This is a genomic window from Motilibacter deserti, assembly GCF_011250635.1.
Lineage (GTDB): Bacteria > Actinomycetota > Actinomycetes > Motilibacterales > Motilibacteraceae > Motilibacter_A > Motilibacter_A deserti.
Map to the genome: position 1 here is coordinate 21,498 of NZ_JAANNP010000002.1, position 26,106 is coordinate 47,603.

Genomic DNA, 26,106 nt, shown 5'->3' on the forward strand with positions numbered 1-26,106 from the left:
CTCGCTGCCGCTGTTGCTGACGGCTGAGCGCGTGTGGCGGTGGAATCGCTGCATGCTTCGGGGGCCTGTTGTTCCGGCGACGTGGAGTAGAGGCTTCAATTCTCGATGGCCTAGCGGTCGATCTGTCTTTCATGGCGACCGTGATTGTTGGCTGAGTGATTCCAAGGCGTCTTGGCCCAGGCGTCGTACCGCACTGAACGTGGCCACGTGTTGTTCGGCCGCAGCCGCGCTGCGTACGATGTCCCTGGTCCTGTCGCCGGCTTGTCCACAGACGCGATTCCGGCTTCCACTGTCCACAAGTGCGATGGTGTGAAGCGTGGGAGGGATGTCGATGCGCTAGAGCCAGGGCGTAGCGGCGATCGCTCGTCAGGCCTGCGTCGCGTGACGCCTGAACTAGACTTCACAACTTATGAGTGAGAAGCGAGCTTCTTCAATACCCCGGTTTCCGGGGTAGTTCTGTCAGTGGTGGCGGCTAGGTTGTGGGCGTGGGAAACAGCACGGTCGACGCGCTCGCGGCATTGTCCGCGGCGCTCGACGCGTTGTCCGCCCTCGACCTCGCCGACCTGTCGGCCGAGCACGCGGGGGAGTTCGCCGCCGCCTTGGTCGTGCAGGAGCAGCGGGTGGCCGCGACCCGGGCGCGCGTTCTGGCCGTGTTCGACGGGTCCGGCGCCGCCCGCGCGGCGGGGGCGACCTCGACCGCGGCGTGGCTGCGTGGCACGGCGAACCTCTCGCCCGGCGACGCCGCGGCCGCGGTCCGCGCCGCCCGCACAGTGCGCGACCTGCCGCAGACGGCGGAGGCGTTCGCCGCCGGTGAGATCTCCTGGCGGCACGTGGACCTGATTGGCAAGGCGCTGCGCAAGCACGGAGTCGAGCCCCTGCGCGCCGCCGAGCCCACCCTGCTTCCGCTGGCCAAGGCCGCCCCGCCCGCCGAGCTGGCCGTCGCGCTCCGGCGCCTGGACGAGGCGCTCGACCCCGACGGCGCCGCCCAGCGCGAGGTGGAGCGCTGGTCCAAGCGCCGGCTCTCGCTCGTGACGGGGATGGACGGGCTGACGTTCCTCGACGGCATCATGGCCGACGAGGACGCCGAGCTGGTGCGGTCGGTGCTGCTGCCGCTGGCCAAGCCCACCCGTCTGCCGGACGGGACCCCGGACGACCGGACCGGCGGGCAGCGGATGATGGACGCCCTGCTCGACGCGCTGAAGCGGGTCGCCGACTCCGGCACCCTGCCCGAGTCCGGCGGGCAGAAGCCGCACGTCACCCTCGTCGTCCCGCTCGACACCCTGCGCGCCGAGACGCGCACGCAGGCCGGGAGCGCGTTGACCGCGTTGTGGGGCGCGTCGTTCGGACGCGATGAGCTGCGGCGGGTGTGCTGTGACGCCGCCGTGACCACGGTGATCGCCGGCTCGGACGGAGCAGCGCTCGACCCACAGGACTTGAGGCAGTACCTGGACGCGGAAGGGCGGTTCCTCGGCCTCGGCCAGCCCTTGGCCCTCGGGGAATCGGCACGCACGGTCAGCGTCGCCCAACGCAAAGCGCTCAACGTGCGTGACGGCGGGTGCGTCTTCCCCGGCTGCGACCGGCCACCGCCGTTCACCGACGCCCACCACGTCGTCTTCTGGTCACATTCCGGCCCGACCGACCTCGACAATCTGATCCTGTGTGCCGTCGGCACCACCGCATCGTCCACCACGACCACTGGCGGGTCGAGCACGACCCGCACCGCCCCGGCCTGTTCCGCTTCCGCCACCCGACGGTCGATCAATGGCTGCGCGGCCAGCACGCCACCGACCGCAACCCCGGAAGCCGACTACCCCTGTCTTGGTTGGGCCAGGGCCAGGGCCAGGGCCAGGGCCAGGGCCGAGAGCTAGGACGAGACCAGCGCCGAGAACGAGACCAGTTCCGGGACCAGGACCGGAACGAGGACTCCCGTGACGTGCACAACGCGGGATGCGGTTCCGCCCTCGCCCGCGAGGCCGACGCGGTCATGGACGTTGCCACGTCACTCGTGCCGGCGACCTGAACGGCGCCGCAAGGGGCTCGTTCGGGTCGATCGGCGACAGCGCGCCTCGGGCCGCACCGCACTTGCGGCACCCTCTCCGGGTGCTGCACCTTCCCGCGCCCGTGCCGCTCGACATCGAAGGGGTCGAGGGGTGGCTGGTCCGTGGGGCGCGCGGCTCCTCCCACAGCGTCGCCGCAGTCGGGATGCGCGCAGGCGCCGTCGTCGAGCCCCTCGCAGACATCGGCCTCGGGCACCTGCGCATGCACACGGCAATGGAGCGGGCGGGTTGGGAGGCGACCGAGCTGGCCTGCCTCGACCGGCCCTGGGCCAACGGCCTGCTCCTCACGGCGTGGCCGGGACGGATGCCGGGCGCCCTTCGTCAGCTCGAGCGCGCGCTGCGCAAGCCGGGGCGGCTGCGGCTCGAGCGGCTCCGGGCGGAGCTGCGGAACGAGTACGACGAGGGCAGGGACACCCCGCGGACAGGCCTGCAGGCGCGCTTCGGCGTGCTCGGCCCCGGGCGCTACGGGCTTCCCGAGCTAGGCGTGGAGAGGCTGCGCTCCGTCGCTGGACTGACGCAGGCGGGTGGCGGCGGAGCGGCGCTTCCGCCGGCGCGGCAGCTGGGGCCGCTGCCGGCCTGGAGACGCGGGCCGGACGGCTGGAGCATGGTGTGCCTCGGCTTCGCCGACGTCCGCACCGCGGAGGCCGCCGCGTACGCCATCGACACCCAGCTCGACGCGGCGGACGAGGACTGGATCGGCTCGGCGGTCGTCATGACCGGGCTCGCCTCGCCGCCCGTGCTCGTCGTGTCGGCGGTCGCGGGCGAGGGCAGCGCGGCACGCCTCGCCGGGGCGGTGCAGCGCGTGGCCGCTGGCGCGGCCGACGCCGAGGAGCTGCGCCGGTGGCGGCGGGCTCACGACCCGCTCGACGAGGTGGAGGCGCTGCAGCTCGAGGCACGCCGCGCGCTGGGATGCAGCCTGCTCGGCCTTCCCGTGCTGAGCGCGTCAGAGCTGGAGGCGGCTCGCGCCGCCGTGCTGCCGGAAGACGTCGCGGCCGCGGCCGGGCACGCGGTCGCGCACGACGCGGTGTGGGTGCTGCCCGGCCCGCCGCCGCCGGCGCTGGAGGCGCTGCCGGAGTGGCGGGCGCAGCCCGTGGACGGGCAGAGCTGGTCCCGCCATGGGGGTCAGCGCCTCCGGCTGGGCGAGGCAGGCGTCACGGTCGAGGCCGAGCGGGGCGAGCGCACCGTGCGGTGGGACGAGTGCGCGGCCGTCGTGCGCACGACGGAGGGGTGGACGTTGGTCGGGGACGACGGCGAGCGGGTCGTCGTCGTGCCGCGGGAGTGGCGTGACGGCGACGTATTGGGCCGCCGGCTGGCGCGCGAGGCGCGCGGACGCGAGCAGGTCGAGATGCCCGCGCGGTGAGGACGGGACGGGGTCAGCCGGCCGGCGACGGCACCGGAGCCGGCGCCACCGGCCGCTGCCGTGGCGCCCCGACGACCGCCGTGTGGACGTGGTCGAGGTGGCGCAGGACCGGGTTGGTCGTGTTGCCGCTCGGGTGGACGTAGTCGCGCCAGCCCATCGACCCGGCCCAGACGGTCCAGATGTGGTCCGACCAGATCACCGACAGCAGGCTCAGCGGCTCGGCGTGCGCGACGAGCCAGTGGGCGAGCACCCATCCACGGCGGGTCTGCTCGGCGCTGCGCGGGGTGAGGAAGACGTCGATCGCACGCCCCTCGTAGTGCGCGCTGTTGTCCACGTGGCCGCTCGACACACCGCCGGCCGCGAAGCCGCCCATCGGCAGCGCGCCGAACGCCGCGCGGATCGCGCGCTGCAGTCGTACGCCCCGCGGGGTGAGGCCGTTGGCGGTCAGCTGCTCGTCGCGTACGCCGTAGTCGCGCTGCGCCGTGCAGGTGAGCCCGGCAGCGCGGGTGAGCGCGCGGACGACGGCGGGCCCGTCACCGGCCAGCTCGGGCAGGGCGGCCTCGACCGCCCGCTCCGTGGCCCGGGCGCCCAGCCCGTCGCGCGTCGCGTGCGCCAGCGCGTCGGTGAGCTGCTGCGCCTGCTCCGACTCGAGCATGACGGTCCGTTGCCGGGACAGCGTGAGGGTGCACGGCGGCGGCGGGGTGTAGGGGCGGGCCGACGCCACAGCGGTCGGTGCCGCCGACGGGGCAGCCGCTGGTGCGGCCGGCGCGTCGTTGCACGCGGTGAGGAGGGCGACGGCGGCGACGCCGAGCGCGGCGAGACGGACGCGGCGCGAGCGCGAGGCGGTGCGGGTCATCGGCCCGTACAACATCCGGCGGGGTGGCTACGTTCCGCCAGTCGGCCCGGACAGCCGGTCACGCACCCCGCACGACGTCGACGTGGACGTGGTCGCGGTGCTGGAGGATGTCGTTCGACGGGTTCGACGAGCGGTAGGGCCGCCACCCCTCGTCGGAGCGGCGGGCGGTCCAGATCTGGTCGTCGTAGATCACCGTGGCGATCGAGAGCCGGTCGGCGTGGGCCACGAGCCAGTACGACAAGGCCCACCCGTCGCGCTGGTTGGCCGCCGACGCGGGGCGGAAGAACACGTCGACCGCCCGCCCCTCGTAGTGCGCCGAGCCCTCCATGTGCCCGGACGAGACACCGCCCGGGGCGAAGCCGCCGAGCGACTGCTTGCCGAACACACGCTCGACCTGTGCCCGCACAGCCGCCGCCCGCGCGGTGAGGCCACCACGCCCCATCGGCTGCGGGCGTACGTCGGCCGACCCGACCTCGCACGTGAGCGCCCCCTCGGAGGCGCCGGTGAGGGCGAGCGCGAGGGCGGCCGCCTCGTCCTCGTGCTTGGCGTAGGCGTCGGGGTAGCCGCTGCGCTGCACGGCCTGCGCCGCCTGGGTGAGCGGCATGGCCTGCCAGCCGCCGACCTTGCGCAGCCCGGCGTAGAACCTGCCGGCGGCGTGCACCGGGTCCCGCACCTGCTTCGCCGTGCCCCATCCCTGGGACGGGCGCTGCTGGAAGAGCCCGAGCGAGTCCCGGTCCCCGTGGTCGAGGTTGCGCAGGCCGGACTCCTGCATCGCGGTCGCGAGGGCGACCGTGACGGCCCGGCGGTTCATCCCCTGTCGCAGCCCGACCCCGGCGATCGTCGACGCGTTGGCGGCCTGGTCCACGTCGAGCGACAGGACGGTGTCGCCACCGCGCTGCACCTGGCACGGCTTGTCGCCGGGGACGAGGGGCAGCTCGTCGGGGAGCAGGTCGAGCACGTTGCGCGCGAGCAGCGTGATGCCGAGCCCGATGCCGAGCAGGACGGCGGCCCAGCCCCAGCGGGTGTCGCGGCGCGGTGGCCGACGGGCCGGAGGGCGGCGCGGGCGGGCCGGGGGAGCGGCCGGCCGGCGCGTACCGGTCGATGCGGTGCGTTTGGCGGGCGCGCGGCCCGCCCCGCTCCGCGCGGCAGGCGCAGGACGGGGCGTCCGTTGCGGTCCGCGGGTCGTCGGTGGCACGTCGGGACCAACTGTGCCCGATGCGACGGGCGTTCCCGCGCTGCCACGCGGACGGCGTAATCTGGACCGGGAATGGTTGAAAGCTCAACCTCGTTCGGTGTACCGTACGACGTAGTTGCCGGAGCAACGAGCGCGACGTAGGCCGTGCCCCGCTCCGGAGAACGGAACCCTCCACCGCTTCCCGAAGGAGCAGGCCATGACCAGCACCGACTTCGACGCCCCCACCTCGGCCATCGAGGACCTGACCGGCGACTACACGATCGACGTCACGCACAGCCGCGTCGGCTTCGTCGCCCGCCACGCGATGGTCACGAAGGTCCGTGGCCACTTCGGCGAGTTCGAGGGCTCGGCCCACCTCGACGCCGCGGACCCGGCCAAGTCCAGCGCGAAGCTGTCGATCAAGGTCGCGAGCGTCGACACCAACCAGGCCCAGCGTGACGAGCACCTTCGCACGGGCGACTTCTTCGAGGCCGAGACCTACCCGGAGATCACCTTCGTCAGCACCTCCACTGAGAAGTTGGACGACGAGAACTTCCGGCTCAACGGCGACCTGACGATCAAGGGCGTCACCCGCCCGGTCTCGGTCGACTTCGAGTTCACGGGCACCGCGAAGGACCCGTTCGGCAACCTGCGCGCCGGCTTCGAGGGCAAGACCACGATCAAGCGCTCGGACTGGGGCCTGACCTACAACGCCGCGCTCGAGACCGGTGGCGTGCTCGTCAGCGACAAGATCGTCCTCGAGTTCGACATCTCGGCGATCAAGAACGCCGCCTGACGCACTTGCCGCGCTGTTGACGCAGCGTCCTGGACAGCAGGAGCGCCCCGGTGCCCACCACCTCTGCGGTGGGCACGGGGCGCTTTCTGCGTGTGTCTGCGAGTATCCGGGACGCCGTCAGTCGTTGGCGTGCAGCGCCTCGTTGAGCCCGCCCCAGCTGCCGGTGCGGGCGACCGCCTCGACCGTGCCCGTGACGCTGTTGCGGCGGAAGAGCACGCCGGTGCGGCCGGAGAGCTCACGCGCCTTGACCACCGACCCGTCCGGGAGCGTCACCTTGGTGCCGGCCGTGATGTAGAGCCCTGCCTCGACGACCGACTCGTCGCCGAGCGAGATCCCGAGGCCGGAGTTCGCGCCGAGCAGGCACCGCTCGCCGATCGTCACCTTCTCCGTCCCGCCGCCGGAGAGCGTGCCCATGATCGACGCGCCGCCACCGACGTCGGAGCCGTCACCGACCACCACGCCCTGGCTGATGCGGCCCTCGACCATCGAGGCGCCGAGCGTCCCGGCGTTGAAGTTCACGAACCCCTCGTGCATGACCGTCGTGCCCGCGGCCAGATGGGCGCCGAGGCGGACCCGCGACGCGTCCGCGATGCGTACGCCGGCCGGCAGCACGTAGTCCGTCATCTGGGGGAACTTGTCCACGCCGCGCACGTGGGCCTTGCGCCCCTCGGCGAGCAGCCGCAGCCGCGTCTCCTCGAACCCTTCAGGGGCGCACGGCCCGGCCTCGGTCCACACGACGTTGGCGAGGATCCCGAAGATCCCGTCCAGGTTGACGTCGTTGGGACGGACGAGACGGTGCGAGAGCAGGTGCAGCCGGAGGTACGCGTCGGAGGCGTCCGCGGGAGCGGCGTCGAGGTCGATGACGCGGCGCACGGTGTCCAGGCGCACGCCGCGGCCGGCGTCGTCGCCCACGAGCCGGCGCAGCTGGTCGGCCGTGTGCCCTCCGTCGTGCTCGTCGGTCGGCTCGCCCAGCGCGGGCGCGGGGTACCACGTGTCGAGCGTGACCCCTTCGTACGTGGACGTCGCGAGGCCCCAGCCCCACGCCGTACGGGTCGTCTCGTTCGCATCGATGGCCACGGGGCCAGGTGCCTCGGTCACGCGGTTACGGTATCGCCGTGCCGTCCCCCGACCTTCCCAGCCTCGATCTGACCATGGACGTCGTCGCGCTCACCGCCGCGGTGTGCGACGTCCCTTCGGTGAGCGGCTCCGAGGCGCCGCTGGCCGACGCCGTCGAGGAGGCGCTGCGCAAGGTCCCCGGGCTGGCCGTCGACCGCGACGGCGACGCGGTGGTTGCCCGGACCATGCTGGGGCGCCCCGAACGGGCGGTCGTCGCCGGCCACCTCGACACCGTGCCGCTCGCCGCCGGCAGCCTGCCGACCCGGCTCGAGGGCGGCGTGCTCCACGGGCGCGGCGCCGTCGACATGAAGGGCGGCGTCGCGGTGGCGCTGCGGCTCGCCGCCACCGTCCCGGCCCCGACGCGCGACGTCACCTACGTGTTCTACGACCACGAGGAGGTCGAGGCCGCGCGCAACGGGCTCGGCCGCATCGCGCGCACGCACCCCGAGTGGCTCGCGGCGGACTTCGCGATCCTCATGGAGCCCAGCGACGCGCAGGTCGAGGGGGGCTGCAACGGCACGCTGCGCGCCGAGGTCACGACGCGCGGAGTGGCAGCGCACAGCGCCCGGGCGTGGATGGGGCGCAATGCGATTCACGAAGCCGGGATCCTGCTCGACCGGCTGCGGGCCTACGAGCCGCGCGAGGTGGAGGTGGACGGGCTCGTCTATCGCGAAGGGCTCAACGCCGTCCTCGTACGCGGCGGAGTCGCCGGCAACGTGATCCCGGACGAGTGCGTGGTGACGGTCAACTACCGCTTCGCCCCGACGTTGTCCGTCGAGGAGGCCGAGCAGCACGTGCGCCATCTCTTCGAGGGCTACGACGTCCGGGTCGTGGACGCCGCCGCCGGAGCGCGCCCGGGGTTGAACGTGCCCGCCGCGGCGGCCTTCGTCGCCGCGGTCGGTGCGGAGCCGAAGCCGAAGTACGGCTGGACCGACGTCGCCCGCTTCTCCGCGCTCGGCGTCCCGGCGGTGAACTACGGGCCCGGGGACCCCTCGCTCGCGCACCGCGACGACGAACGGGTCCCGGTCGCGCAGCTCCTCGCCTGTGAGGAGCGGCTGCGCGCCTGGCTGACCTCCTGAGTGCGGGGTCAGCGCGCCCGGGCCTCCGGGCCTGACCTGCGGACCGGGCGCGGCCGGTCCTCCGGGTGCGCCCGCAGGGCGACGAGGGCGATGTCGTCGTCGGCCCCGGGAGCCAGCTCCGCGAGCAGCGCCTCGCAGAGCAGCTCCAGCGGCAGGGAGTGCAGCCGGCGTACGGCCTCGGCCAGCCGCTCCAGCCCCACGTCGAGCGCCTCGCCGCGCCGCTCGACGAGCCCGTCGGTGTAGAGGACCACGGTCGACCCGGGCGCGAGCGTGACCGAGTAGTCCGCCCGTGGCACGTCAGGGGCGAGCCCGAGCAGCAGGTCGGCCGGGCGCTCGAGCACGCTGACCTCGCCCGTCGCCTCCGCGAGCAGCGGCGGCGGGTGCCCGGCGTTGGACCAGCGCAGCGTACGCAGCCCGGCCCTGCGCTCCTCGAGCGTCTGCTCGACCCGGGCGACCACCGCGGTGGCGAGCGCGTCGAGCCCGAGCTGGCGGACGGCGCCGTCCAGCGTCGTCAGCAGCCCGGCGGGGGTGTAGCTCCCGGCGAAGGCGATGCCGCGCAGCAGGTTGCGCAGCTGCCCCATGGCGGCGGCCGCCGTCCGGTCGTGCCCCGTGACGTCACCGATGGCGAGGGTGGTCGTGCCGTCGGGGGAGAGGAACGCGTCGTACCAGTCGCCACCGACCTGCGCCTCCTGCGCGGCCGGCAGGTAGCGGACGGCGATCTCGAGGTGGTCCGGCTGCGGCGGGTCGGTGAGCAGCGAGCGCTGCAGCGTCTCCGCCAGGCTGCGGGTCGCCTTCGCCTGCTGCCGCTCGGCCTGCAGCCGCGTGACGCGGTCGACGGCCTGCGCGCACTGCGCGGCGAAGGCGTGCAGCAGCCGGACGTCGTCCTGGTCGAAGGCCTGCGGCTGCCGCCACCCGAGCGCCAGCGAGCCGAGCAGCTGGTCGCCGGCGCGCAGCGGCAGCACCGCCCACGCCTCGAGCTCGGGTGCAGGCGACATGTGCACGGCGTCGTCGCCGTAGCGCTCACGCAGCTCGGCCCGGTCGTGGACGATCACGGCCTCGCCACGGGCGGCGGTGCCGATGGGCATGTGGGTGTCGAGCGGCAACGGCTCGCCGCGGGAGTACGCCCGGTCGCCCGAGCTGTCCGTCACGGTCAGGTCGAGGGCCTTCCCACGGCGCAGGGCGACGACCGCCGTGTCCGCCCCCACCGTCGGCCGGCCGTGCTCGAAGAGCCGGGCCAGGACGTCCTCCAGCGTCTCCGCCCCGGCCAGCGCGGAGGCGGTGAGCGCCAGCCCGGCCAGTCGCAGCGCGGTCTGCCGCTCCCGCTCGTTGGCGGCCCGCAGCGCGGCGTTGGACCCCTCGAGCTCCCTGGTGCGGGCGAAGAGGTCGGACTCGACCTGCTCCACCCGCTCCCGCCACTGCTGGCCCCGGGCGGCCTCGTCACGCACGCGCACGTAGTCGGTGATGTCGTCCGACCGGTGCAGCAGCAGCGCGACGTTGCCGTCCTCGTCGAGGATCGGGACGTTGCGCGGGCTCCAGTAGCGCTCCTCGTAGCTCCCGTCCGGCATCGGGATGTCGTACTTCTGGATCGGCATCGTCACCGGCTGCTTGGTGTCCCGCGCGCGGGCGAGGGATGCGCTGAGGTTGCGCAGCCCGTCGGCGGCGGGGTCGTCCGGGTTCATCGGGAAGACGTCGAAGAGGTTGCGGCCGACCGTCCCCTCGAGCGTGGTGGCGGTGGCCTCCAGCCGGGCCCGGTTCGCGTGGACGATCACGAAGTCGGGCGTGAGCAGCAGGAAGGGCGCCGGCGCCTCGTCGAACACCTTCGCGAAGTCGGGCGTCGGCAGCGCGCTGGGCTCCTGCCTCACGCTCCGCCTCTCGTCCGGTTGCCGCACGACTGGGGTGCTTACCCCGCGCGCATGCGGTCCAACATCGTTCCCGGCGCCGGCCGGGGTTCCCTTTTGCGTCCGTCCGGGCCAGTATCGCTGTCCGGCATCACAACGCAGTGACGTCCAGGGAGGACTCTCGATGCGCACGACGCACGCCAGGGCCGCCAGAGGCCTCGTCCCCGCCGCCGCCGTCGCGCTCGCGGCCGCCACGCTGATGAGCGGCCCGGCCGGCGCCGTCGACCGGACCTGCGCCGCCGCCGACAACCGGCCGACGGTGCGGTTCCTCGACACCGACAGCGGCGTGCCCAACCGCATGGCCGGCGGCGGCTGCTCTCTCAACGACCTGCTCGACGACGAGCAGGCATGGGAGAACCGCGGTTCCTTCGTCCACCACGTGCAGACCGTGGCCGAGGAGCTCGTGGGCAAGGGCCTGCTCACCATCGCCGAGCGGAACGCGCTCGTGCGCGCCGCGGCTCACTCGGAGGTCGGTGACTCCGCCGGCTACACCACCATCCTCGACGGGACGCCGGAGTCGTTCGCGAAGTGGGCGTACGCCGGCCGTGGTGGGTTCAACCGCAACGCCGACGGCACCGTGACGAGCCGCGTCGGCGCGACCGGCGGCTTCGGCACGCTCTGGTACACCGGCGCGCAGTACGCCGACTTCTCCATGCGCCTGCAGTTCCGTGACGACGCACCCGGCACGACCCGCGGCAACAGCGGTGTGCAGGTGCGGTTCCCCGCCCTGTCCGCACCGGTCCCGGGGTGCCCGACGACCTTCAACGGCGCCGAGCAGAACAACCTCTCCTGGATCGCCGTCAACTGCGGCCACGAGATCCAGATCAACGACTCGCCCGAGGTCGGCAACAACGACCCGCGCAAGACCGGCTCCGTCTACGGCTTCAAGGACAACAACCTCGCCCAGGCGCGGCCGACGGAGAAGGGCGTCTGGAACGACCTCGAGATCCGCGTGGTCGGCCAGCACTACACCGTCATCCGCAACGGCGTCGTCATCAACGAGTACGAGAACGTGCCCGGCGTGCCGCTGCAGGGCCGCCCGCTCGACCCGCTGTCCGACGCCCGCGGCCTGGTCGGCCACGTCGGCCTGCAGGCCCACGGCTCGGCGCCGGACGTCGTGTCGTTCCGCAACGTGCGCGTGCGCGACCTCGGCGAGGACGCGGAGGAGGGCACCTGGTTCGACGAGGCCGCGGCGGCGCTCGACGCGTACCAGGCCTCCGGCGACCTGCCCGCCCACGTGCTCGCCAGCCTGCGCGAACGGCTCGTCCGGGCCCAGGCCGCGGCCGAGAGCGGCAGCGAGGTGCGCGCCATCGGGTTCCTCGGCCAGTACCTCGCCCGGGTGCAGAACCAGGTGAAGGACGCGACGGTGCGCGCGCCGCTGCTGGCGCAGGGGCTGCAGCTCTCGCAGATCCTGCAGGAGATGGACGAGGCCGAGGGCTTCTAGCCCCGGTCGGCGTACGGGCCCGGGGCCGCGACGGCCCCGGGCCCGTCGCGTCGCGGGCCGTTAGGGTCGGGGGCATGGCTTCCGACCGCCGCATCCGCGAGTACCGCAAGGGCCCGGTCACGCTGAAGGGCTCCCAGGTCCCCGCCACCACGAGTGACCAACGGCTGCTCGACTCCGACGCGGGTGGCTCGTTCACCCACACCGACCCCTGGCGTGTGCTGCGCATCCAGTCCGAGTTCGTCGAGGGGTTCGGGGCCCTGGCCGAGCTCGGGCCGGCGATGGCCGTCTTCGGGTCGGCCCGCACGCCGGTCGACAGCCCCGAGTACGCCCTCGGCGAGGAGCTGGGCCGGCTGCTCGTCGAGGCGGGCTACGCGGTCATCACCGGGGGTGGCCCGGGCGCGATGGAGGCGGCCAACCGGGGCGCCTCCGAGGCAGGCGGCGTCAGCGTCGGGCTCGGCATCGAGCTGCCCTTCGAGCAGTCGATGAACGACTGGGTCGACATGGGGGTGAACTTCCGCTACTTCTTCGCGCGCAAGACGATGTTCGTGAAGTACTCCCGCGGGTTCATCGTGCTGCCCGGCGGCTTCGGCACCCTCGACGAGCTCTTCGAAGCGCTCACCCTCGTGCAGACGCAGAAGGTGACGCAGTTCCCCGTCGTGCTCGTCGGCAAGGCCTACTGGCAGGGGCTCCTGGACTGGTTGACCGGCCCCGTCCTGGCCGGCGGCAAGATCCGCGACGCCGACATCGCGCTGATCGAGGTCGTGGACACCGCGGCCGAGGCGGTCGAGATCGTCGTGAAGGCGGACCACGACCGGGACGCGGGCGCCGACCTGCACGAGGACGAGCTGGAAGCCGTGCGCGGGACGCGCTACGACGGCGCCTGACCATGGCGGCGATCTGCGTGTATTGCGCTTCCGGTGAGTCGATCGACGAGTCCTACAAGCAGCTCGCCTCGGACGTCGGGGCGGAGATCGCCGCCCGGGGCCACTCCCTCGTCAGCGGCGGCGGCCGGGTGTCCATGATGGGCGCCGTCGCGCGTGCGGCCCGCGCCGGCGGCGCCCACACGCTCGGGGTGATCCCGCAGGCGCTGCGCGACCTCGAGGTCGCCGACGTCGAGGCCGACGAGCTCGTCGTCACCCCCGGCATGCGTGAGCGCAAGGCGCTCATGGACCAGCGGGCGGACGCCTTCCTCACGCTCCCCGGCGGCCTCGGCACGCTCGAGGAGCTGCTGGAGATCTGGGTCGCCCGCAGCCTGGGGCTGCACGACAAGCCCGTCGTCGTGCTTGACCCGGACGGCGTCTACGCCCCGCTGCGCGAGCAGGTGCGGCGGTTGGCTGAAGCTCGATTCGTGCGTCCGGCTGCGGTCGAAGCGTGTGTGTGGGCGTCGTCGGTCGACGAGGCGTTCGACGCGTTCGACCGGCTGTGGGCTGCCGGGCGCGTCGAGCGGCCCGCTCGCGAGGAGGCCGAGGAGCTGCTGGAGTTCGAGCCGTAGCAGGCGCTCACGCCATGCCGCGGCGTACCTCCGCCGGCTGCCGCGTGCCCCGGATGCACCCGACCATGTCCAGCACCCGCCGGGTGGCCCGCACGTCGTGCGCCCGGAACACCTGCGCCCCCAGCCACGCCGAGACCGCCGTCGCCGCCAGCGTGCCCTCGAGCCGCTCGTCGGTCGGCAGCCCCAGCGACTCCCCGACGAAGTCCTTGCGCGACATGGCGACGAGCACGGGCCAGCCGGTGGCGGCCAGCTCAGGCAGCCGCCGGGTCACCTCGAGGGAGTGGCGGGTGGCCTTGCCGAAGTCGTGGGCCGGGTCGATGAGCACCCCGTCACGGCGTACGCCCGCGGCCACGGCCTGCTCGGCCAGGCCGGTCACGGTCGACAGCACGTCCGCGACGACGTCGTCGTACGCCGGGCGGTGCGGGTCGGTCCGCGGCGGCAGCCCCCCGGTGTGGGTGCAGACGTAGCCCGCGCCGAACTCCGCGGCCACCTCGAGGAGCCCCGGGTCGTGGCCCGCCCACGCGTCGTTGAGCAGGTCGGCGCCGGCCGAGCAGACGGCGCGGCCCACGTCCGCGCGCCAGGTGTCGACGCTGATGACGAGGTCGGCATGGCGGGCGCGCACGCGCTCGACGAAGCCGACGACGCGGCGCGCCTCCTCGAGCGCGTCGACGTCCGGGCCGTAGCCCGCCTTCACCCCGCCGATGTCCACGATCTCGGCGCCGTCGGCGACGGCCCGGTCGACGGCCTCGAGCGCGGCGTCCTCGGCGTAGGTCGCGCCGCGGTCGAAGAACGAGTCCGGCGTGCGGTTGACCACCGCCATCACCAGCAGGTCGGCGTCGTCGAACGTCCTCGTCCCCAGCCGGAGCGGCACGCGCATCCCTCCACAGAACCGGTCTCGCGGTGGCCCCTTGCCGCACCGCGATGGCACGATCCTGCCGTGCCGATCCTCTTCCTGCTCCTCGCGCTCGGCGTCCTCGCCGCGATCGCGCTCGTGGCCGCCGGCCGTGGCGACGGCCTGTCCGAGGCCGAGCCCGACGTCGCGCCGGTGGCGCTCCCGTCCGGGGCGCTGACCCCCGTCGACCTCGCGGAGGTCCGCTTCCCGTCGGCGCTGCGCGGCTACCGCATGGCCGACGTCGACGCGGTCCTGGACCGGGTGGCCGGCGAGCTGGCCGAGCGGGACGCGCGCATCGCGCTGCTCGAGTCGGCCGCCGGCGCACGGCCGCTCGCCGTGGGCGACGACGGCTCGATGCTCGACGACGGCGCCGGGCTCGCGGACGGTGCCGGGCTCGATGGCGGGATCGGGGACGGCCCCGGGCTCGCAGATCGCGGCGGTGCCCGGTCGCCCGAGCCGGGCGTGGGCTGACGTGGCGGGGGTCGCGGCGGCGGTCGAGCTGGCCGCGCCGCCCGAGCGGGTGTGGGCGACGCTCACCGACTGGGACCGGCAGGGCGAGTGGATGCTGCTGACGCGCACGCGCGGCACCGTGCACGGCGGCCAGGGGATCGGCGGCGGCATCGAGGGCTGGACCGGGATCGGGCCGCTGGGCGTCCTGGACACGATGGTCGTCCGCGGCTGGGAGCCCGGCCGGCGCGTCGCCGTCCGGCACACGGGGCGGGTCGTGCGCGGCAGCGGCGCGTTCGAGATCGAGGACCTCGGCGGAGGCCGCTCGCGCTTCACCTGGTCCGAGTGGCTCGACCTCCCGCTGGGCCCGCTCGGCCGGTTGGGCTGGCCGCTCGCCCGCCCGCTCGTGCGCGCCGGCCTGCGCTACTCGCTCGCCCGGTTCCGCACTGTTGTGGAGGGCGGCACCGTCGTCGAGGGCGGCGCCGCCGCGCCCGCTGCCCGGTGACCGACGAGGGCGCCCGGCCCGGCCCCGACGGCCGGCCGCGCTGCCCGTGGGCCGTCACCGGGGGCGAGCTCTACCTCGGCTACCACGACGAGGAGTGGGGGAGGCCGGTCCACGGCGCCGCGCCGCTCTACGAGCGGCTCTGCCTCGAGGCGTTCCAGTCCGGCCTGTCCTGGATCACCATCCTGCGCAAGCGCCCGGCCTTCCGCGCCGCCTTCGCGGGCTTCGACCCGGCCGTCGTCGCCCGGTTCGGCGACGGGGACGTCGAGCGGCTTCTCGCCGACCCCGGCATCGTCCGCAACCGGGCCAAGGTCCGCGCCGCCCTCGACAACGCGCACGCCGTGCTCGCGCTGGAGGCGGCGTACCCCGGCGGGCTCGACGCGCTCGTCTGGTCGCACGCCCCGGCCCCACGCCCCCGCCCGCGCACGGTCGCGGACGTGCCGGCCAGCACGCCGGAGTCGGTGGCGCTCGCCCGGGAGCTCAAGGCGCGCGGGATCCGCTTCGTGGGGCCCACCACGGCGTACGCGTTGATGCAGGCCTGCGGCCTCGTGGACGACCACCTGGCCGGCTGCGCCGTGCCTGCTCCGGCGCTCGCTCGGGGGCCTGCCGGGCACCCCTTGGCACCCCTCCCGGGGGAGGAGCGTGACTCGGAGGGGGAAGCCCGACGATAATGAACGAGACCGACGACGCCGGCGGCCCCTCGGGGGCGACCGGCGCCGCCCACGAGGAAGGGGACAAGCATGGCGGCCATGAAGCCGCGAACGGGTGACGGCCCGCTCGAGGTCACCAAGGAGGGTCGCGGGATCGTCATGCGCGTCCCGCTCGAGGGCGGGGGCCGCCTGGTCGTCGAGCTCTCCGCGGACGAGGCGGGAGCGCTCGGCGACGCGCTCAAGAACGTGGTCCCCTGACCGGGCTCGCGAACTCGGCCTTCCGCTGAGGCGGAAGGCAGCGCTTCCGGCCCCGGTCGGCGGCCCCTCGTCGGGGCCGTTCCGGCCGGGGCCGTAGCGTGCCAGCAGCCACTGCCGCGCCGGGCCCCTGACCGGAGGCCCGCCGCAGCCCGCACGTCGAAGAAGGCGCCCGATGCCCCGCTCCGCCTCTGCCCGCGTCCGCACCCCCGGCTCCAGAGCGTCCAAGGCCTTGCCGCGCGAGCCCGTCGTCCCGCAGGTGACGGTCGCCGCGACGCCGCTGGTCGACGCGGCAGCCCCGGTCCTGGCGCTGCCCGTGGCGCCGGCCGACGGCGGGGGCGGGTCGCCCCGCCCCGGACCCGGCACCCGCGAGGTCGAGCATGCCTTCGGGGTCTCCGTCGCCGACGAGATCGCGCTGGCCAAGGCCAAGGGCGAGCCCGGCGAGGTCGTGGAGCTGCCGGTCTCGGACGAGGGCCGCGCCGCCGAGGTGCTCTTCCTGGTCGGCGTCGGTGACGGCTCCGACCTCGCCCTGCGCCGGGCCGGCGCGGCGCTGGCCCGGCGCGCCCGCGCCCGCGGCGCGGTGGCGACGACCGTGGCCTCCGACGCGCCGCCCACGGGGCTGCGCGCGTTCGTCGAGGGCCTGGTGGCGGCGGCCTACCGCCAGCCGCGCAGCGGCCTCGCGCCCGAGGGCGACGGGCTGCACGAGGTGTCCCTGGTGCTCCCCGCGACGCGCCGCGCCCGGGCCGAGGAGGCGCTCGGCCGCGCGGTCGAGACCGGGCGCGCGCTCTGCCGGGCCCGTGACCTCGCCAACACCCCGGCCGACGTGGCTGGGCCGGTCGAGCTGGCGGCGGAGGCGGCGCGGCTGGCTTCGGTGACGGGCCTCGAGGCCCGCGTGTGGGACGAGGCGCAGCTGGCCGAGGGCGGGTTCGGAGGCGTGCTCGCCGTCGGCGCCGGCTCCGCGCGCCCGCCGCGGCTCGTGCAGCTGAGCTACGAGCCGGACGAGGGTGGGGAGCCGGGACGGCGCGGCGGGCGGCGTACCCCGCACGTCGTGCTCGTGGGCAAGGGCATCGCCTTCGACTCCGGCGGCCTCTCGCTCAAGCCCCGCGAGGCGATGGTGCCGATGAAGACCGACATGGCCGGCGGCGGCGTGGTGCTCGCCGTCATGGCGGCGCTGCGCGGGCTCGGCGTCCGGGCGCGCGTCACCGGGCTCGTGCCGTTCGCCGAGAACATGATCGGCGGCGCGTCCTACCGCCCGGGCGACGTGATCACGCAGTACGGCGGGACGACCGTCGAGGTGCTCAACACCGACGCCGAGGGCCGCCTCGTGCTCGCCGACGCCATGGCGTACGCCGACCGCGAGCTCGCCCCCGACGTGATCGTCGACGTGGCGACGCTGACCGGGGCGGCCTCGCTCGGGCTGGGCCGCCGCCACGGGGCGCTCTACGCCACCGACGACGCGCTGGCCGACGCCCTGCTCGAGGCAGGCGACTCCAGCGGGGAGCGGCTGTGGCGCATGCCGCTCGAGCAGGACTACCGGGCCGCGCTGGACTCGCCGGTCGCGGACATCGCCCACGTCTCGCGTGACAAGCACGTCGGAGCCGGGTCGATCACGGCCGCGCTCTTCCTGCAGGAGTTCACCGGCGGGCGGCGCTGGGCGCACCTCGACGTGGCCGGGCCCGCACGGGCCGACGCCGACGAGCACGACGTCACCAAGGGCGGCACCGGCTTCGGCACGCGGCTGCTGCTGCGCTGGCTTGAGGGGGTGCGCTGAGGTGTACGGGCTGTCCGTGCGGTGGTCGCTGGAGGGCGTCGACCCGGACGTCGCGCAGCGGCTGCGGGCCTACGTCGTCGGCACCTCGCTCGAGAGGTTCAGCGGCATGCCCGGGCTGCGCTTCAAGACATGGCGGATGCGGCCGGGGGAGTGGTTCGAGGGCACCTACGTCTGGGCGACGCAGGAGGCCCGGGACGGCTTCGCCGCCACCTTCACCGCCGAGGCCGCCGAGTCACCCGGCAGCCGCATCGTCGGCGCCGAGCCGGTGCTGATCGAGCCGTTCGAGGTCGTCGCGGTCGCGGCGGGCGGCGAGGGGTTCGCCGCGGGGCCGGGGCCCGGGCCGAGGTAGCGCCTTCCCCGCTGCCGGCGCTCTGCCGCAGCTCCGCCAGGGAAGAGGCGGTCGCAGGCAGCCGCGCCCGCTCAGCGGACGACGGCCACCAGCAGCCCGTCGCCGACGGGCAGCAGGGCCGGCACCAGCCGCTCGTCGTCGCGGACGGCCGTGGCGAGCTGGCGCAGGGCGACCGTGTCGTCGTCGCGCTGGGCGGAGTCCGGCACGCGGTCGTGCCAGAGCGCGTTGTCGAACGCCACGGCGCCGCCGGGACGCAGCAGCCGCAGCGCCTCGCGCAGGTAGGAGGAGTACTCCTTCTTGTCCCCGTCGCAGAACACCAGGTCATAGCCGCCGTCGGCGAGCCGGGGGAGGACCTCGAGCGCGCGGCCGCTGATCACCCGTGCCCGGTTGGCGGCGAAGCCGGCCGCCGAGAACGCCTCGCGCGCGGCGCGCTGGTGCTCGGGCTCGATGTCGACGGTGGTGAGCACCCCGTCCGGGCGCATCCCGCGCAGCAGGCTCACCCCGGACACCCCGGTGCCGGTGCCGACCTCGACGACCGAGCGGGCGTCGAGCAGCGCGGCGAGCAGGCGTAGCGCCGCGGCACCTCCACGGCCGATGGGCGTGCACCCGAGCTCGGCGGCCCGCGCCCGCGCATCGGACAGCACGGCGTCCTCGCCGGCCCAGGACTCGGAGTACTCCCACGTCGCCTCGCGCACGGCGCGAAGCCTAGTTGGCCCGCGGCGCGACGTAGGCTCAGCCGCGCGGGAGCGGGCTCGGGTCGTGCGCGGGGAACTGTGGCCCGTCGCGGCACGTTGCCAACCCTGCCTGCGCTGGGTAGAGACGGGCTACCGGGGCTCGCTGGCCCCGGCGGGCACGGTTGTGGAACCGGGACCGAATGCGGGCCGGCAGCGGGCAGATGTGGTGGAACGGGCGAGAGGATGCAGGTGCGCGACGGAGCTGCGGAGATGCAGCCCCTTCCGGGGCAGGACGCGGTCCTGCCCGAGCCCGGCTGGGTCCCGCCCACCTGGGACGAGATCGTCCGGACCCATTCGGCGCGCGTCTTCCGGCTCGCGCTGCGCCTGACCGGTGACCGCCACGACGCCGAGGACCTCACCCAGGAGGTCTTCGTCCGCGTCTTCCGCTCACTGTCGAGCTACTCCCCGGGCACGTTCGAGGGCTGGCTGCACCGCATCACCACCAACCTCTTCCTCGACCTCGTCCGGCGCAAGCAGCGCATCCGCTTCGACGCGCTGCCCGACGACGCGGGGGACCGGCTCGCCAGCCGCGAGCCGAGCCCGGAGCACCTGCTCGTGGACTCCGGGCTCGACCCCGACGTCGAGGCGGCCCTGTCCGCGCTACCTCCGGACTTCCGCGCCGCCGTCGTGCTGTGCGACATCGAGGGGCTCTCCTACGAGGAGATCGCCGCCACGCTCGGGGTCAAGCTGGGGACCGTACGCAGCCGCATCCACCGCGGGCGGGCGCTGCTGCGCGCCGGGCTCGCCCACCGCGACCCGGCACGGCGCGCTCCGGGGCAGACCGAGGGCACCTCCGAGCGGGACGGTGCCGGGTGGGGCAGCCCCGAGGTTGACAGGCCGGAGCCGCGGTCCCCCGTCGAGGACCGCGTGCTCGCCGTGCTCGCCGAGCCGGCTGTTGGCAGCCGGTCGGCGGTGCTCGCCGACGCCGCCGCGGAGCCGCGGCCGTGACGCCGCTCGGCGCGCGCAGCCACCTCGGCCAGCGCCTCGACGCCCTCGTCGACGGGGAGCTGGGCCACGACGAGCGCGACCGCGCACTCGCCCACGTGAGCCACTGCCCGCAGTGCCGGGCCGAGCTGCACGCCGCCCGCCAGGTCAAGGCCCGGCTGACCGCGCTGTCCGCCCCTTCTGTGCCTGACTCGCTGACGAGCCGGCTGCTCGCGCTCGCCGCGTCGGCGGACGCTGGGCCCGGCTCGCCCACCGGCAGCGTCCCCGCCACCCCGGTGCGCCGCTCGTCGCTGCCGCTGGCTCGTCCGTTGCCGCACCCGGACGACCCGTCGTTCTCACCGCTCTCGCCCCGGCCGCTGCCGACCGCCCGCCTGGGTGCGCCGTCCCGCCGGATCGTCGGCGTCGCCCGCGGGCTCCGCCCGGTGTCGGCCTCGGCGATGGGGCTCGCGCTGGGAGCGGTCGTCCTCGTCGTGGCGCCCGTCCCGCCGCACACCTCCAGCGCCGCCGCGCACCAGCGCCCGTCCTCGGTGGCGGTGCCCCGTTCCAGCGGCCTGCCCCCGGTGCGCGCGCTGCGCGTACCGGTCGTCAACGGGCTGCGCTCGGCCGCCTTGCCGGGCCGGACCTGGACGACCCCCGCCCGCAGCCGCTCCATCGCCGTGCTGCGTGCGACCGGGCGGTGGGGGCGCTAGGTGCCCGACGCACCAGCTACATGGGCGCGCACAATGCAAGGGCGGCCCAGCGCTTCGACAAGGACAGGACGCCACGCATGAGCGATTCGCGCGACCAGCCCGAGGGGGCGTGGTGGGCCCGCGCCGAGCCGGACCCGTGGCCTCCGGCCCCCGAGAACGCGGAGGTGCTGGACAGCCACCAGGCCGAGCACGACGCACAGCCCGGGCACGCGGCCCAGCCCGACCAGGGCGGCGGCGCGCCGGTCGAGCAGGGCGGCTACGCCGGCCAGCCCGACCCGGGCGGGCAGGGCTCGTACGCCGGGTACGGCGGCCACGGCGGGTACGCCGGGCAGCCGGGCCCCTCGGCGCCGACCGAGACAGGCGCTTACGCGGAGCAGGCCGGCCACGACAGGCAGACGGGCTACGCGGACCAAGGGGTCTACGGGGAGCAGGTCGGCTACGCGCAGCAGCCGGGCTACGGCCAGCCACAGCCCGAGGCCGAGCCGGCGTGGCCCCGCCCGTACTCCGCAGGCCCTGACGCTCCAAGCTCCGGCGACGCCGGGGCCACCGAGCCGGTCTGGCCCACCCCGGCCGGCTCGCATGCGCCCGTTGCCCCTGCCCCCCACTCGTGGGGCGAGCCCGCGCCGGGCTCCGGCCCGGACTGGGGCGCGGGCTACGGCTCGCCCTCGCCGTTCGCGCCGCCCTCGCACGGCGCGGGCCCGAGCTATCCGGGCGGGATGTCCGCGCTCGGCCCGGGCATCGCGGTCGACCAGCGCCGGCCGGAGGACACCCCGTTCAGCACTCCCTTCGCCCCGCCGTATGCGTCCGGCGGCTGGAGCGGCGAGCACTACCCGGGCTACCCCGCTCCGCAGCTCGGAGAGCAGCCGCGCCGCCGCGGGCGTACCGGCCTGCTCGTGACGCTCGCCCTGCTCGGCGCGCTGGTCGCGGGCGCGACCGGCGGGGTGGTCGGCTGGCGGCTGTCCGAGTGGCAGGACGAGGCGACCATCTCCGGCAGCACAAGCCTGCCGTCCACGGCGCGCGGCTCCCAGGAGCGCGACCCGGGCAGCGTCCCCGACATCGCCGCGCAGCTTCTCGAGCGCGTGGTCTCGATCGAGGTGTCCGGCGGCTCCGGCTCCGGGTTCGTCATTCAGCAGGACGGCTACGTCCTCACGAACAACCACGTCATCGCCAGCGCCGCCTCGGGCGGCGGAGGCGTCCGCGTCGCGTTCGAGGACGGCCGCACGGCGAGCGCCCGGATCGTGGGACGGGACTCGAGCTACGACCTGGCGGTCCTCAAGGTCGACGCCGACGACCTGCCTGTCGCCCGCTTCGGCGACTCGGACTCGGTCGTCGTCGGCGACCCGGTCATCGCGGTGGGCTCGCCGCTCGGCCTGTCGGGGACGGTCACGACGGGCATCGTGAGCGCCCTGAACCGCCCTGTCACGGCGCGCGGGGAGAGCGGCGCGACGAGCGAGGAGTCGTTCTACTCGGCCATCCAGACCGATGCCGCGATCAACCCGGGCAACTCCGGCGGGCCGCTGGTCAACGCGGCGGGAGACGTCATCGGCGTCAACAGCGCGATCTCCAGTCTGTCGCGGGGGAGCACGGGCCAGTCGGGCAGCATCGGGCTCGGCTTCGCCATCCCGAGCAACCAGGCCAAGCGCATCGCCGAGGAGATCATCCGCACGGGCAAGGCGACGCACCCGGTCATCAAGGTGACGCTCGACCGCTCGTCGCAGCTGGCCGGCGCCCGGATCGGACTGCCCTCCGGCGACACGTCCGGCCAGCCCGCGGTGACGCCGGGCGGGCCGGCCGACCTGGCCGGGCTGCGCGAGGGCGACGTCATCACCCGGGCCGACGGCCGCAAGATCCTCGACGCCGACGAGCTCATCGTGGCCATCCGCGCCAAGGCCCCCGGGGACACGATCAAGCTGACGTACGTCCGGGACGGCCGGTCGCAGGAGGTCACCGTGACGCTGGGGTCCGCCGTCGCCGACTGACCGCACCCGCGCTCCGGGGCTCGGGCTCCGACTCGTACGGCTGCGTCTCGTCCTCGAGGTCGTCGTCGTTGTCGGGTCGTCGTTGTCGGGTCGGTGCCGTCGGGCCCGAGCCGTGGGGTCGGTGCCGCCGGGCCGGCGGCCGTGGGTCCGTGCCGTCGGCGCCCGCGCCGTCGGGCTCCCGCGGTCGGGTGTCCGGTCGAGGACGATGCGGCTGAGCGAGCCCCTCCGGGGCACGGGGGAGCTACGCTCGGAGTCACCACGCGAGGGCGCGTTCGAGGACTGCGTCGGGGCGCCCGCTATCGAGCTAGGAGCGCGATGTTCGGCATCAACGGCTGGGAGTTCATCATCCTGGCGATCATCGCGCTCGTGGTCATCGGACCGGACAAGCTGCCGAAGTTCGTCTCGGACGCGAGCAAGATGGCCCGCCAGGTGCGGCGGATGGCGCGGGACGCCCAGAACGAGGTGCGCGACCAGCTCGGGCCGGAGTTCGCCGACATCGACGTGCGCGACCTCAACCCGCGCAAGTTCGTCTCCAAGCACCTGCTGGACGACTCCCTCGACGACATCGACGTCAACCTCGGCCTCGATGACGACGACGACGAGCCGCGCCGCCGCCCGGGCCGCTCTGCCTCGTCCACGCCGGCACCCGCGACGGCCCCGGTCAACGGCTCGTCGTCCGGCAGCGGGATCGACTTCTCCAAGAACGACCGCCCGGCGTACGACGACGACGCGACCTGAGGCCGGTGCGGCCCGGCCGGTGTCGAACCCGAGGCTGGCGTGGCCGGGCGAAGGCGCGGCGTGAGGCCGGTTCCGCCGGGCGGCGCCACGGCGTGAGGCAGCCTCTGCGACCGGGTTAGGCGCGGCGTGAGGCCGGTTCCACCCGTGGTGATTCGCTGGCGGTGCCTCCTCGGTGCGGGAGTGCCAGCGCTTCAGGAGTGGGAGTGGCCGGCGCGCACGCGCAGCGACGCGAGCAGCTCGCGGGTCGCCTCCGTCACGGCCTCGACCGCCGAGTCGAACGCCTCGGCGTTGTGTGCGGCCGGAGCGCGGAACCCGCTGATCTTGCGGACGTACTGCAGCGCGGCGGCGTGCATGTCCTCGTCGGTGACGCCCTCGGTGAAGGGGGGCCGGAGAGTCTTGATGCTGCGGCACATGGGCGGCAGGCTACGCCGGTAGCCGCCCCTCCGGCGCCCGCTCTCGACCGGTGGCACGCAGGAGATGAGCGCGCCTCGGGCGGCTGGCCGCCGTGAGCGGAGCGTGAGCGGCCTCAGCCCGCAGCAGCCAGATGCGGCTCGAGCGCGCGCAGGATCGCGGTCCGCGGCCGCGCCCCGACGACGGTAGTCACCAGCTCGCCGCCGACGAACAGGCCCATCGTCGGCATGCCGAGCACGCCGTACGTCGAGCTCGTGATCGGGTTGGCGTCGACGTCGAGCGCGACGACGCGCAGCCGGCCAGCCTCGTCGGCCGCGATCTGCTCCAGTACCGGCGTGACCATGCGGCACGGCCCGCACCACTCTGCCGTGAAGTCGACCAGCACCGGCATGGGGCTGGCGAGGACGTCAGCGGCGAACTGCGCGTCGGTGGTCGTGGGTAGCGCCATGAGAGCTCCTGTCGAGTGCGGGTATGGCGGCGAGGGGCCTTGCCCGTCGTTTGGTGGTCCTGTGGCTAGCGGTTGACCTGGGCGACGAGCCGGTCGTGAGGGGTGGCCTGCTCCCCGCACTCGCAGACCAGGCGGGCGGTGACCTTCCCGCCGCAGCGGCCGTGGCGGTAGTCCACCGCCGGTGTCGCGTCCGGGTGCAGGTGTCGCTCACCCCAGTCCGAGAGCGCCGACAGGACGGGCAGCAGGTCGTAGCCCGCCTCGGTCAGCGTGTATTCGAGCCGGGCACGGCTGCCTGGCACCTGGTACGGCCGCGTCCGGAGCACGCCGGCTTCCGTGAGCCGGTGGAGCCGGTCGGACAGGGCGGCACGCGGCGCGCCCGTGGCGGCCTGGATCTCGTCGAAGCGCCGCAGGCCCAGTGCGACCTCGCGGACGACGAGCAGGGCCCAGCGCTCGCCGATGACGGCGAGCACGTCCGCGACCCGGTCCCTCATAGTTCTGAGTCTAGACCGTGTACCCAGCCGACGGAAGGGGTGCTGGAAGGGCGACTGGGGCAGGGGGCGCTCGTGCATGCCCCGCACCTTCGAGCAGCGCCGTGCACCCCCGGTCCGGGGTGCGAGGCAGTGCCGAGGGGTGCAAGGCAGTGCTGAGGGGTGCAAGGCAGTGCCGGCGGGTGCAAGGCAGTGCCGAGGGGGGCGAGGCGCGCTGGAAGCGGCAAGGCCGGGACTGGGAGTGAAGAACGTCGCGACGCGGGCGCGCCGCTGCCGTGACAGCCATCGCGGCGGCAACGACGAAGGGCACCCCGACCCAAGGTCGCAGGTGCCCTGTCGAAGGCGAGCGGGGCGCTACGCGCTGATCGGCGTGATTCCCAGCTGACGCCCGAGCAGCCCGCGCCCACGCGCGGCGAGCCCCTTCGCCACGTCGCGCAGGGCGGCGGAAGCGGGGGCGGTCGGGTCGGAGAGCACCAGCGGCACGCCGGCGTCGCCTCCCTCGCGTAGGCGGGTGTCGAGCGGCACCTGGCCGAGCAGCGGCACGGAGGCGCCGAGCTTCAGGGCCAGCGCGTCCGCGACGGCCTGGCCGCCGCCGGAGCCGAAGACGTCGAGCCGGTGGTCGATGCCCTGCTCGGTGCAGTGCGGGCACGGCAGGTAGGACATGTTCTCCACGACGCCCGCGACCCGCTGGTGGGTCTGGGTCGCGATCGAGCCCGCGCGCTCGGCCACCTCGGAGGCCGCGAGCTGCGGCGTGGTGACGACGAGTACCTCCGCCGTCGGCAGCAGCTGGGAGAGCGAGATCGCGATGTCGCCGGTGCCGGGCGGCAGGTCGAGCAGCAGCACGTCGAGGTCGCCCCAGGCGACGTCGACGAGGAACTGCTGCAGTGCGCGGTGGAGCATCGGCCCGCGCCACACCACGGGGGTGTTGTCGGGCACGAACATGCCGATCGAGATCGTCTTCACGTCGTGCGCGACGGGCGGCAGGATCATGTCGCCGGCCTTGGTGGGCTTGCCCGACACCCCCAGCATGCGCGGCACCGAGAAGCCGTGGATGTCGGCGTCCACGACGCCGACCGAGAGCCCGTCGGCGGCCATGGCGGCCGCGAGGTTGACGGTCACCGAGGACTTGCCGACGCCGCCCTTGCCGCTCGCCACCGCGTACACCCGGGTGAGCGAGCTCGGCGAGGCGAAGGGGACGGCCTTCTCGGGAGCCCCTCCGCGCAGCGAGCTCTTGAGCGCGGTGAGCTGCTCCTGCGACATCACCCCCATGCGGGTGCCGACGGCGGTCACGCCCGGCACGGCGCCGACCTCGCGCGCCACGTCGGCGTTGATCCGGTCGCGCAGCGGGCAGCCGGCGGTCGTCAGCAGGATGCCGACCGTCACGGCGCCGTCGGGCGCCACCTCGACGGACTCCACCATGCCGATGTCGGTGATGGGACGGCGGATCTCGGGGTCGATCACACGGGCGAGGGCCGCTTCGACGGACGCGACGGTGGGGGCGGGCATGCCGAGAATGCTACGAGCCCCCGCGACCGG

26 protein-coding genes and 1 pseudogene are annotated in these 26,106 nt (G+C 74.6%); 17 read left to right on the forward strand and 10 right to left on the reverse strand.

From position 1 onward, the window contains the following. The first annotated feature begins 485 nt into the window (after positions 1–485). The gene (locus G9H71_RS05190) at positions 486–1,868 is read left to right on the forward strand and encodes an HNH endonuclease signature motif containing protein (RefSeq protein ID WP_166279204.1); all 1,383 of its coding nucleotides are present in this window, start codon (positions 486–488) and stop codon (positions 1,866–1,868) included. 232 nt (positions 1,869–2,100) lie between these two features. Next, complete coding sequence (locus G9H71_RS05195) at positions 2,101–3,417, forward strand: hypothetical protein (RefSeq protein ID WP_166279207.1); 1,317 nt, start codon at positions 2,101–2,103, stop codon at positions 3,415–3,417. A 13-nt stretch (positions 3,418–3,430) separates the two neighbouring features. On the opposite strand, the gene G9H71_RS05200 is transcribed toward G9H71_RS05195, so the two are convergent. Together G9H71_RS05200 and G9H71_RS05205 are read right to left on the reverse strand one after the other, a co-directional pair. Beyond that, positions 3,431–4,273, reverse strand: a complete 843-nt coding sequence (locus tag G9H71_RS05200; protein WP_166279210.1) for a hypothetical protein — start codon at positions 4,271–4,273, stop codon at positions 3,431–3,433. Positions 4,274–4,331: 58 nt separating this feature from the next. Continuing rightward, positions 4,332–5,468 (reverse strand): hypothetical protein, encoded by a 1,137-nt coding sequence (locus G9H71_RS05205; protein WP_231134263.1) that lies wholly within the window; start codon positions 5,466–5,468, stop codon positions 4,332–4,334. 196 nt (positions 5,469–5,664) lie between these two features. Here G9H71_RS05205 and G9H71_RS05210 point away from each other — a divergent pair, with 196 nt between their 5' ends. Next, positions 5,665–6,243, forward strand: coding sequence for a YceI family protein (locus G9H71_RS05210; protein ID WP_166279213.1), 579 nt, complete (start codon positions 5,665–5,667; stop codon positions 6,241–6,243). 117 nt (positions 6,244–6,360) lie between these two features. On the opposite strand, the gene dapD is transcribed toward G9H71_RS05210, so the two are convergent. After that, positions 6,361–7,341, reverse strand: coding sequence for a 2,3,4,5-tetrahydropyridine-2,6-dicarboxylate N-succinyltransferase (gene dapD / locus G9H71_RS05215; RefSeq protein ID WP_407939671.1), 981 nt, complete (start codon positions 7,339–7,341; stop codon positions 6,361–6,363). 53 nt (positions 7,342–7,394) lie between these two features. Here dapD and dapE point away from each other — a divergent pair, with 53 nt between their 5' ends. After that, positions 7,395–8,438 (forward strand): succinyl-diaminopimelate desuccinylase, encoded by a 1,044-nt coding sequence (dapE, locus tag G9H71_RS05220; protein WP_166280470.1) that lies wholly within the window; start codon positions 7,395–7,397, stop codon positions 8,436–8,438. An 8-nt stretch (positions 8,439–8,446) separates the two neighbouring features. Here the strand turns inward: dapE and G9H71_RS05225 are convergent, their stop codons facing one another. After that, complete coding sequence (locus G9H71_RS05225; protein ID WP_166279216.1) at positions 8,447–10,300, reverse strand: SpoIIE family protein phosphatase; 1,854 nt, start codon at positions 10,298–10,300, stop codon at positions 8,447–8,449. Between the two features lie 160 nt (positions 10,301–10,460). Here G9H71_RS05225 and G9H71_RS05230 point away from each other — a divergent pair, with 160 nt between their 5' ends. The 3 genes from G9H71_RS05230 to G9H71_RS05240 all read left to right on the forward strand — a co-directional run bounded on the left by G9H71_RS05230 (position 10,461) and on the right by G9H71_RS05240 (position 13,272). After that, positions 10,461–11,780, forward strand: coding sequence for a 3-keto-disaccharide hydrolase (locus G9H71_RS05230; protein WP_166279218.1), 1,320 nt, complete (start codon positions 10,461–10,463; stop codon positions 11,778–11,780). A gap of 74 nt (positions 11,781–11,854) precedes the next feature. Continuing rightward, positions 11,855–12,664, forward strand: a complete 810-nt coding sequence (locus G9H71_RS05235; protein WP_166279221.1) for an LOG family protein — start codon at positions 11,855–11,857, stop codon at positions 12,662–12,664. Between the two features lie 2 nt (positions 12,665–12,666). Then, the gene (locus G9H71_RS05240) at positions 12,667–13,272 is read left to right on the forward strand and encodes an LOG family protein (RefSeq protein ID WP_166279224.1); all 606 of its coding nucleotides are present in this window, start codon (positions 12,667–12,669) and stop codon (positions 13,270–13,272) included. 7 nt (positions 13,273–13,279) lie between these two features. Here the strand turns inward: G9H71_RS05240 and folP are convergent, their stop codons facing one another. After that, complete coding sequence (gene folP / locus G9H71_RS05245) at positions 13,280–14,149, reverse strand: dihydropteroate synthase (protein WP_166279227.1); 870 nt, start codon at positions 14,147–14,149, stop codon at positions 13,280–13,282. Positions 14,150–14,209: 60 nt separating this feature from the next. On the opposite strand from folP, the gene G9H71_RS23460 reads away from it, so the two are divergent. From G9H71_RS23460 to G9H71_RS05275, 6 genes are all read left to right on the forward strand, one after another. Continuing rightward, the gene (locus G9H71_RS23460) at positions 14,210–14,635 is read left to right on the forward strand and encodes a DivIVA domain-containing protein (RefSeq protein ID WP_331272759.1); all 426 of its coding nucleotides are present in this window, start codon (positions 14,210–14,212) and stop codon (positions 14,633–14,635) included. A gap of 1 nt (position 14,636) precedes the next feature. Continuing rightward, positions 14,637–15,116 (forward strand): SRPBCC family protein, encoded by a 480-nt coding sequence (locus tag G9H71_RS05255; RefSeq protein WP_166279230.1) that lies wholly within the window; start codon positions 14,637–14,639, stop codon positions 15,114–15,116. Further along, a complete protein-coding gene (locus G9H71_RS05260; RefSeq protein WP_166279233.1) occupies positions 15,113–15,784 on the forward strand; it encodes a DNA-3-methyladenine glycosylase I in 672 nt (223 codons plus the stop codon). The genes G9H71_RS05255 and G9H71_RS05260 overlap by 4 nt, the downstream gene beginning before the upstream one ends. Before the next feature lie 69 nt (positions 15,785–15,853). Continuing rightward, positions 15,854–16,021, forward strand: a complete 168-nt coding sequence (locus G9H71_RS05265; RefSeq protein ID WP_166170806.1) for a DUF3117 domain-containing protein — start codon at positions 15,854–15,856, stop codon at positions 16,019–16,021. A gap of 172 nt (positions 16,022–16,193) precedes the next feature. Beyond that, positions 16,194–17,789 (forward strand): leucyl aminopeptidase family protein, encoded by a 1,596-nt coding sequence (locus G9H71_RS05270; RefSeq protein ID WP_166279236.1) that lies wholly within the window; start codon positions 16,194–16,196, stop codon positions 17,787–17,789. A gap of 1 nt (position 17,790) precedes the next feature. Further along, positions 17,791–18,138: a hypothetical protein gene (locus G9H71_RS05275; RefSeq protein ID WP_166279239.1), complete on the forward strand. Its 348-nt coding sequence runs from the start codon at positions 17,791–17,793 to the stop codon at positions 18,136–18,138. Positions 18,139–18,209: 71 nt separating this feature from the next. On the opposite strand, the gene G9H71_RS05280 is transcribed toward G9H71_RS05275, so the two are convergent. Further along, complete coding sequence (locus G9H71_RS05280) at positions 18,210–18,833, reverse strand: O-methyltransferase (protein ID WP_166279242.1); 624 nt, start codon at positions 18,831–18,833, stop codon at positions 18,210–18,212. A 249-nt stretch (positions 18,834–19,082) separates the two neighbouring features. On the opposite strand from G9H71_RS05280, the pseudogene sigE reads away from it, so the two are divergent. From sigE to G9H71_RS05300, 4 genes and pseudogenes are all read left to right on the forward strand, one after another. Next, positions 19,083–19,643 (forward strand): annotated as a pseudogene (gene sigE / locus G9H71_RS05285) (RNA polymerase sigma factor SigE); the annotation flags it as partial. A 173-nt stretch (positions 19,644–19,816) separates the two neighbouring features. Continuing rightward, positions 19,817–20,506, forward strand: coding sequence for an anti-sigma factor family protein (locus G9H71_RS23070; RefSeq protein ID WP_331272760.1), 690 nt, complete (start codon positions 19,817–19,819; stop codon positions 20,504–20,506). Positions 20,507–20,583: 77 nt separating this feature from the next. Then, positions 20,584–22,485: a trypsin-like peptidase domain-containing protein gene (locus G9H71_RS05295; protein ID WP_166279248.1), complete on the forward strand. Its 1,902-nt coding sequence runs from the start codon at positions 20,584–20,586 to the stop codon at positions 22,483–22,485. A 315-nt stretch (positions 22,486–22,800) separates the two neighbouring features. Further along, positions 22,801–23,223: a sec-independent translocase gene (locus tag G9H71_RS05300; RefSeq protein WP_166279251.1), complete on the forward strand. Its 423-nt coding sequence runs from the start codon at positions 22,801–22,803 to the stop codon at positions 23,221–23,223. Positions 23,224–23,414: 191 nt separating this feature from the next. Here the strand turns inward: G9H71_RS05300 and G9H71_RS05305 are convergent, their stop codons facing one another. The 4 genes from G9H71_RS05305 to G9H71_RS05320 all read right to left on the reverse strand — a co-directional run bounded on the left by G9H71_RS05305 (position 23,415) and on the right by G9H71_RS05320 (position 26,076). Next, a complete protein-coding gene (locus G9H71_RS05305) occupies positions 23,415–23,636 on the reverse strand; it encodes a DUF2277 domain-containing protein (RefSeq protein WP_166279254.1) in 222 nt (73 codons plus the stop codon). A gap of 113 nt (positions 23,637–23,749) precedes the next feature. Beyond that, positions 23,750–24,082: a thioredoxin family protein gene (locus G9H71_RS05310; protein ID WP_166279257.1), complete on the reverse strand. Its 333-nt coding sequence runs from the start codon at positions 24,080–24,082 to the stop codon at positions 23,750–23,752. Between the two features lie 65 nt (positions 24,083–24,147). Continuing rightward, positions 24,148–24,573, reverse strand: coding sequence for a winged helix-turn-helix transcriptional regulator (locus G9H71_RS05315; protein ID WP_231134265.1), 426 nt, complete (start codon positions 24,571–24,573; stop codon positions 24,148–24,150). Positions 24,574–24,924: 351 nt separating this feature from the next. Next, positions 24,925–26,076, reverse strand: a complete 1,152-nt coding sequence (locus G9H71_RS05320; protein ID WP_166279263.1) for an Mrp/NBP35 family ATP-binding protein — start codon at positions 26,074–26,076, stop codon at positions 24,925–24,927. Between the last annotated feature and the right edge of the window lie 30 nt (positions 26,077–26,106).

Bases quoted from the DNA above. Each gene is read 5' to 3' on its own strand.
- G9H71_RS05300 (WP_166279251.1), top strand. From the start codon at position 22,801: ATGTTCGGCATCAACGGCTGGGAGTTCATCATCCTGGCGATCATCGCG.
- G9H71_RS05270 (WP_166279236.1), top strand. From the start codon at position 16,194: ATGCCCCGCTCCGCCTCTGCCCGCGTCCGCACCCCCGGCTCCAGAGCG.
- folP (WP_166279227.1), bottom strand. From the start codon at position 14,149: ATGCGCGTGCCGCTCCGGCTGGGGACGAGGACGTTCGACGACGCCGAC.
- G9H71_RS05200 (WP_166279210.1), bottom strand. From the start codon at position 4,273: ATGACCCGCACCGCCTCGCGCTCGCGCCGCGTCCGTCTCGCCGCGCTC.
- G9H71_RS05235 (WP_166279221.1), top strand. From the start codon at position 11,855: ATGGCTTCCGACCGCCGCATCCGCGAGTACCGCAAGGGCCCGGTCACG.
- G9H71_RS05240 (WP_166279224.1), top strand. From the start codon at position 12,667: ATGGCGGCGATCTGCGTGTATTGCGCTTCCGGTGAGTCGATCGACGAG.
- dapE (WP_166280470.1), top strand. From the start codon at position 7,395: ATGGACGTCGTCGCGCTCACCGCCGCGGTGTGCGACGTCCCTTCGGTG.
- G9H71_RS05295 (WP_166279248.1), top strand. From the start codon at position 20,584: ATGAGCGATTCGCGCGACCAGCCCGAGGGGGCGTGGTGGGCCCGCGCC.
- G9H71_RS05320 (WP_166279263.1), bottom strand. From the start codon at position 26,076: ATGCCCGCCCCCACCGTCGCGTCCGTCGAAGCGGCCCTCGCCCGTGTG.
- G9H71_RS05315 (WP_231134265.1), bottom strand. From the start codon at position 24,573: ATGAGGGACCGGGTCGCGGACGTGCTCGCCGTCATCGGCGAGCGCTGG.
- G9H71_RS05230 (WP_166279218.1), top strand. From the start codon at position 10,461: ATGCGCACGACGCACGCCAGGGCCGCCAGAGGCCTCGTCCCCGCCGCC.
- G9H71_RS05265 (WP_166170806.1), top strand. From the start codon at position 15,854: ATGGCGGCCATGAAGCCGCGAACGGGTGACGGCCCGCTCGAGGTCACC.
- G9H71_RS05305 (WP_166279254.1), bottom strand. From the start codon at position 23,636: ATGTGCCGCAGCATCAAGACTCTCCGGCCCCCCTTCACCGAGGGCGTC.
- G9H71_RS05210 (WP_166279213.1), top strand. From the start codon at position 5,665: ATGACCAGCACCGACTTCGACGCCCCCACCTCGGCCATCGAGGACCTG.
- G9H71_RS05310 (WP_166279257.1), bottom strand. From the start codon at position 24,082: ATGGCGCTACCCACGACCACCGACGCGCAGTTCGCCGCTGACGTCCTC.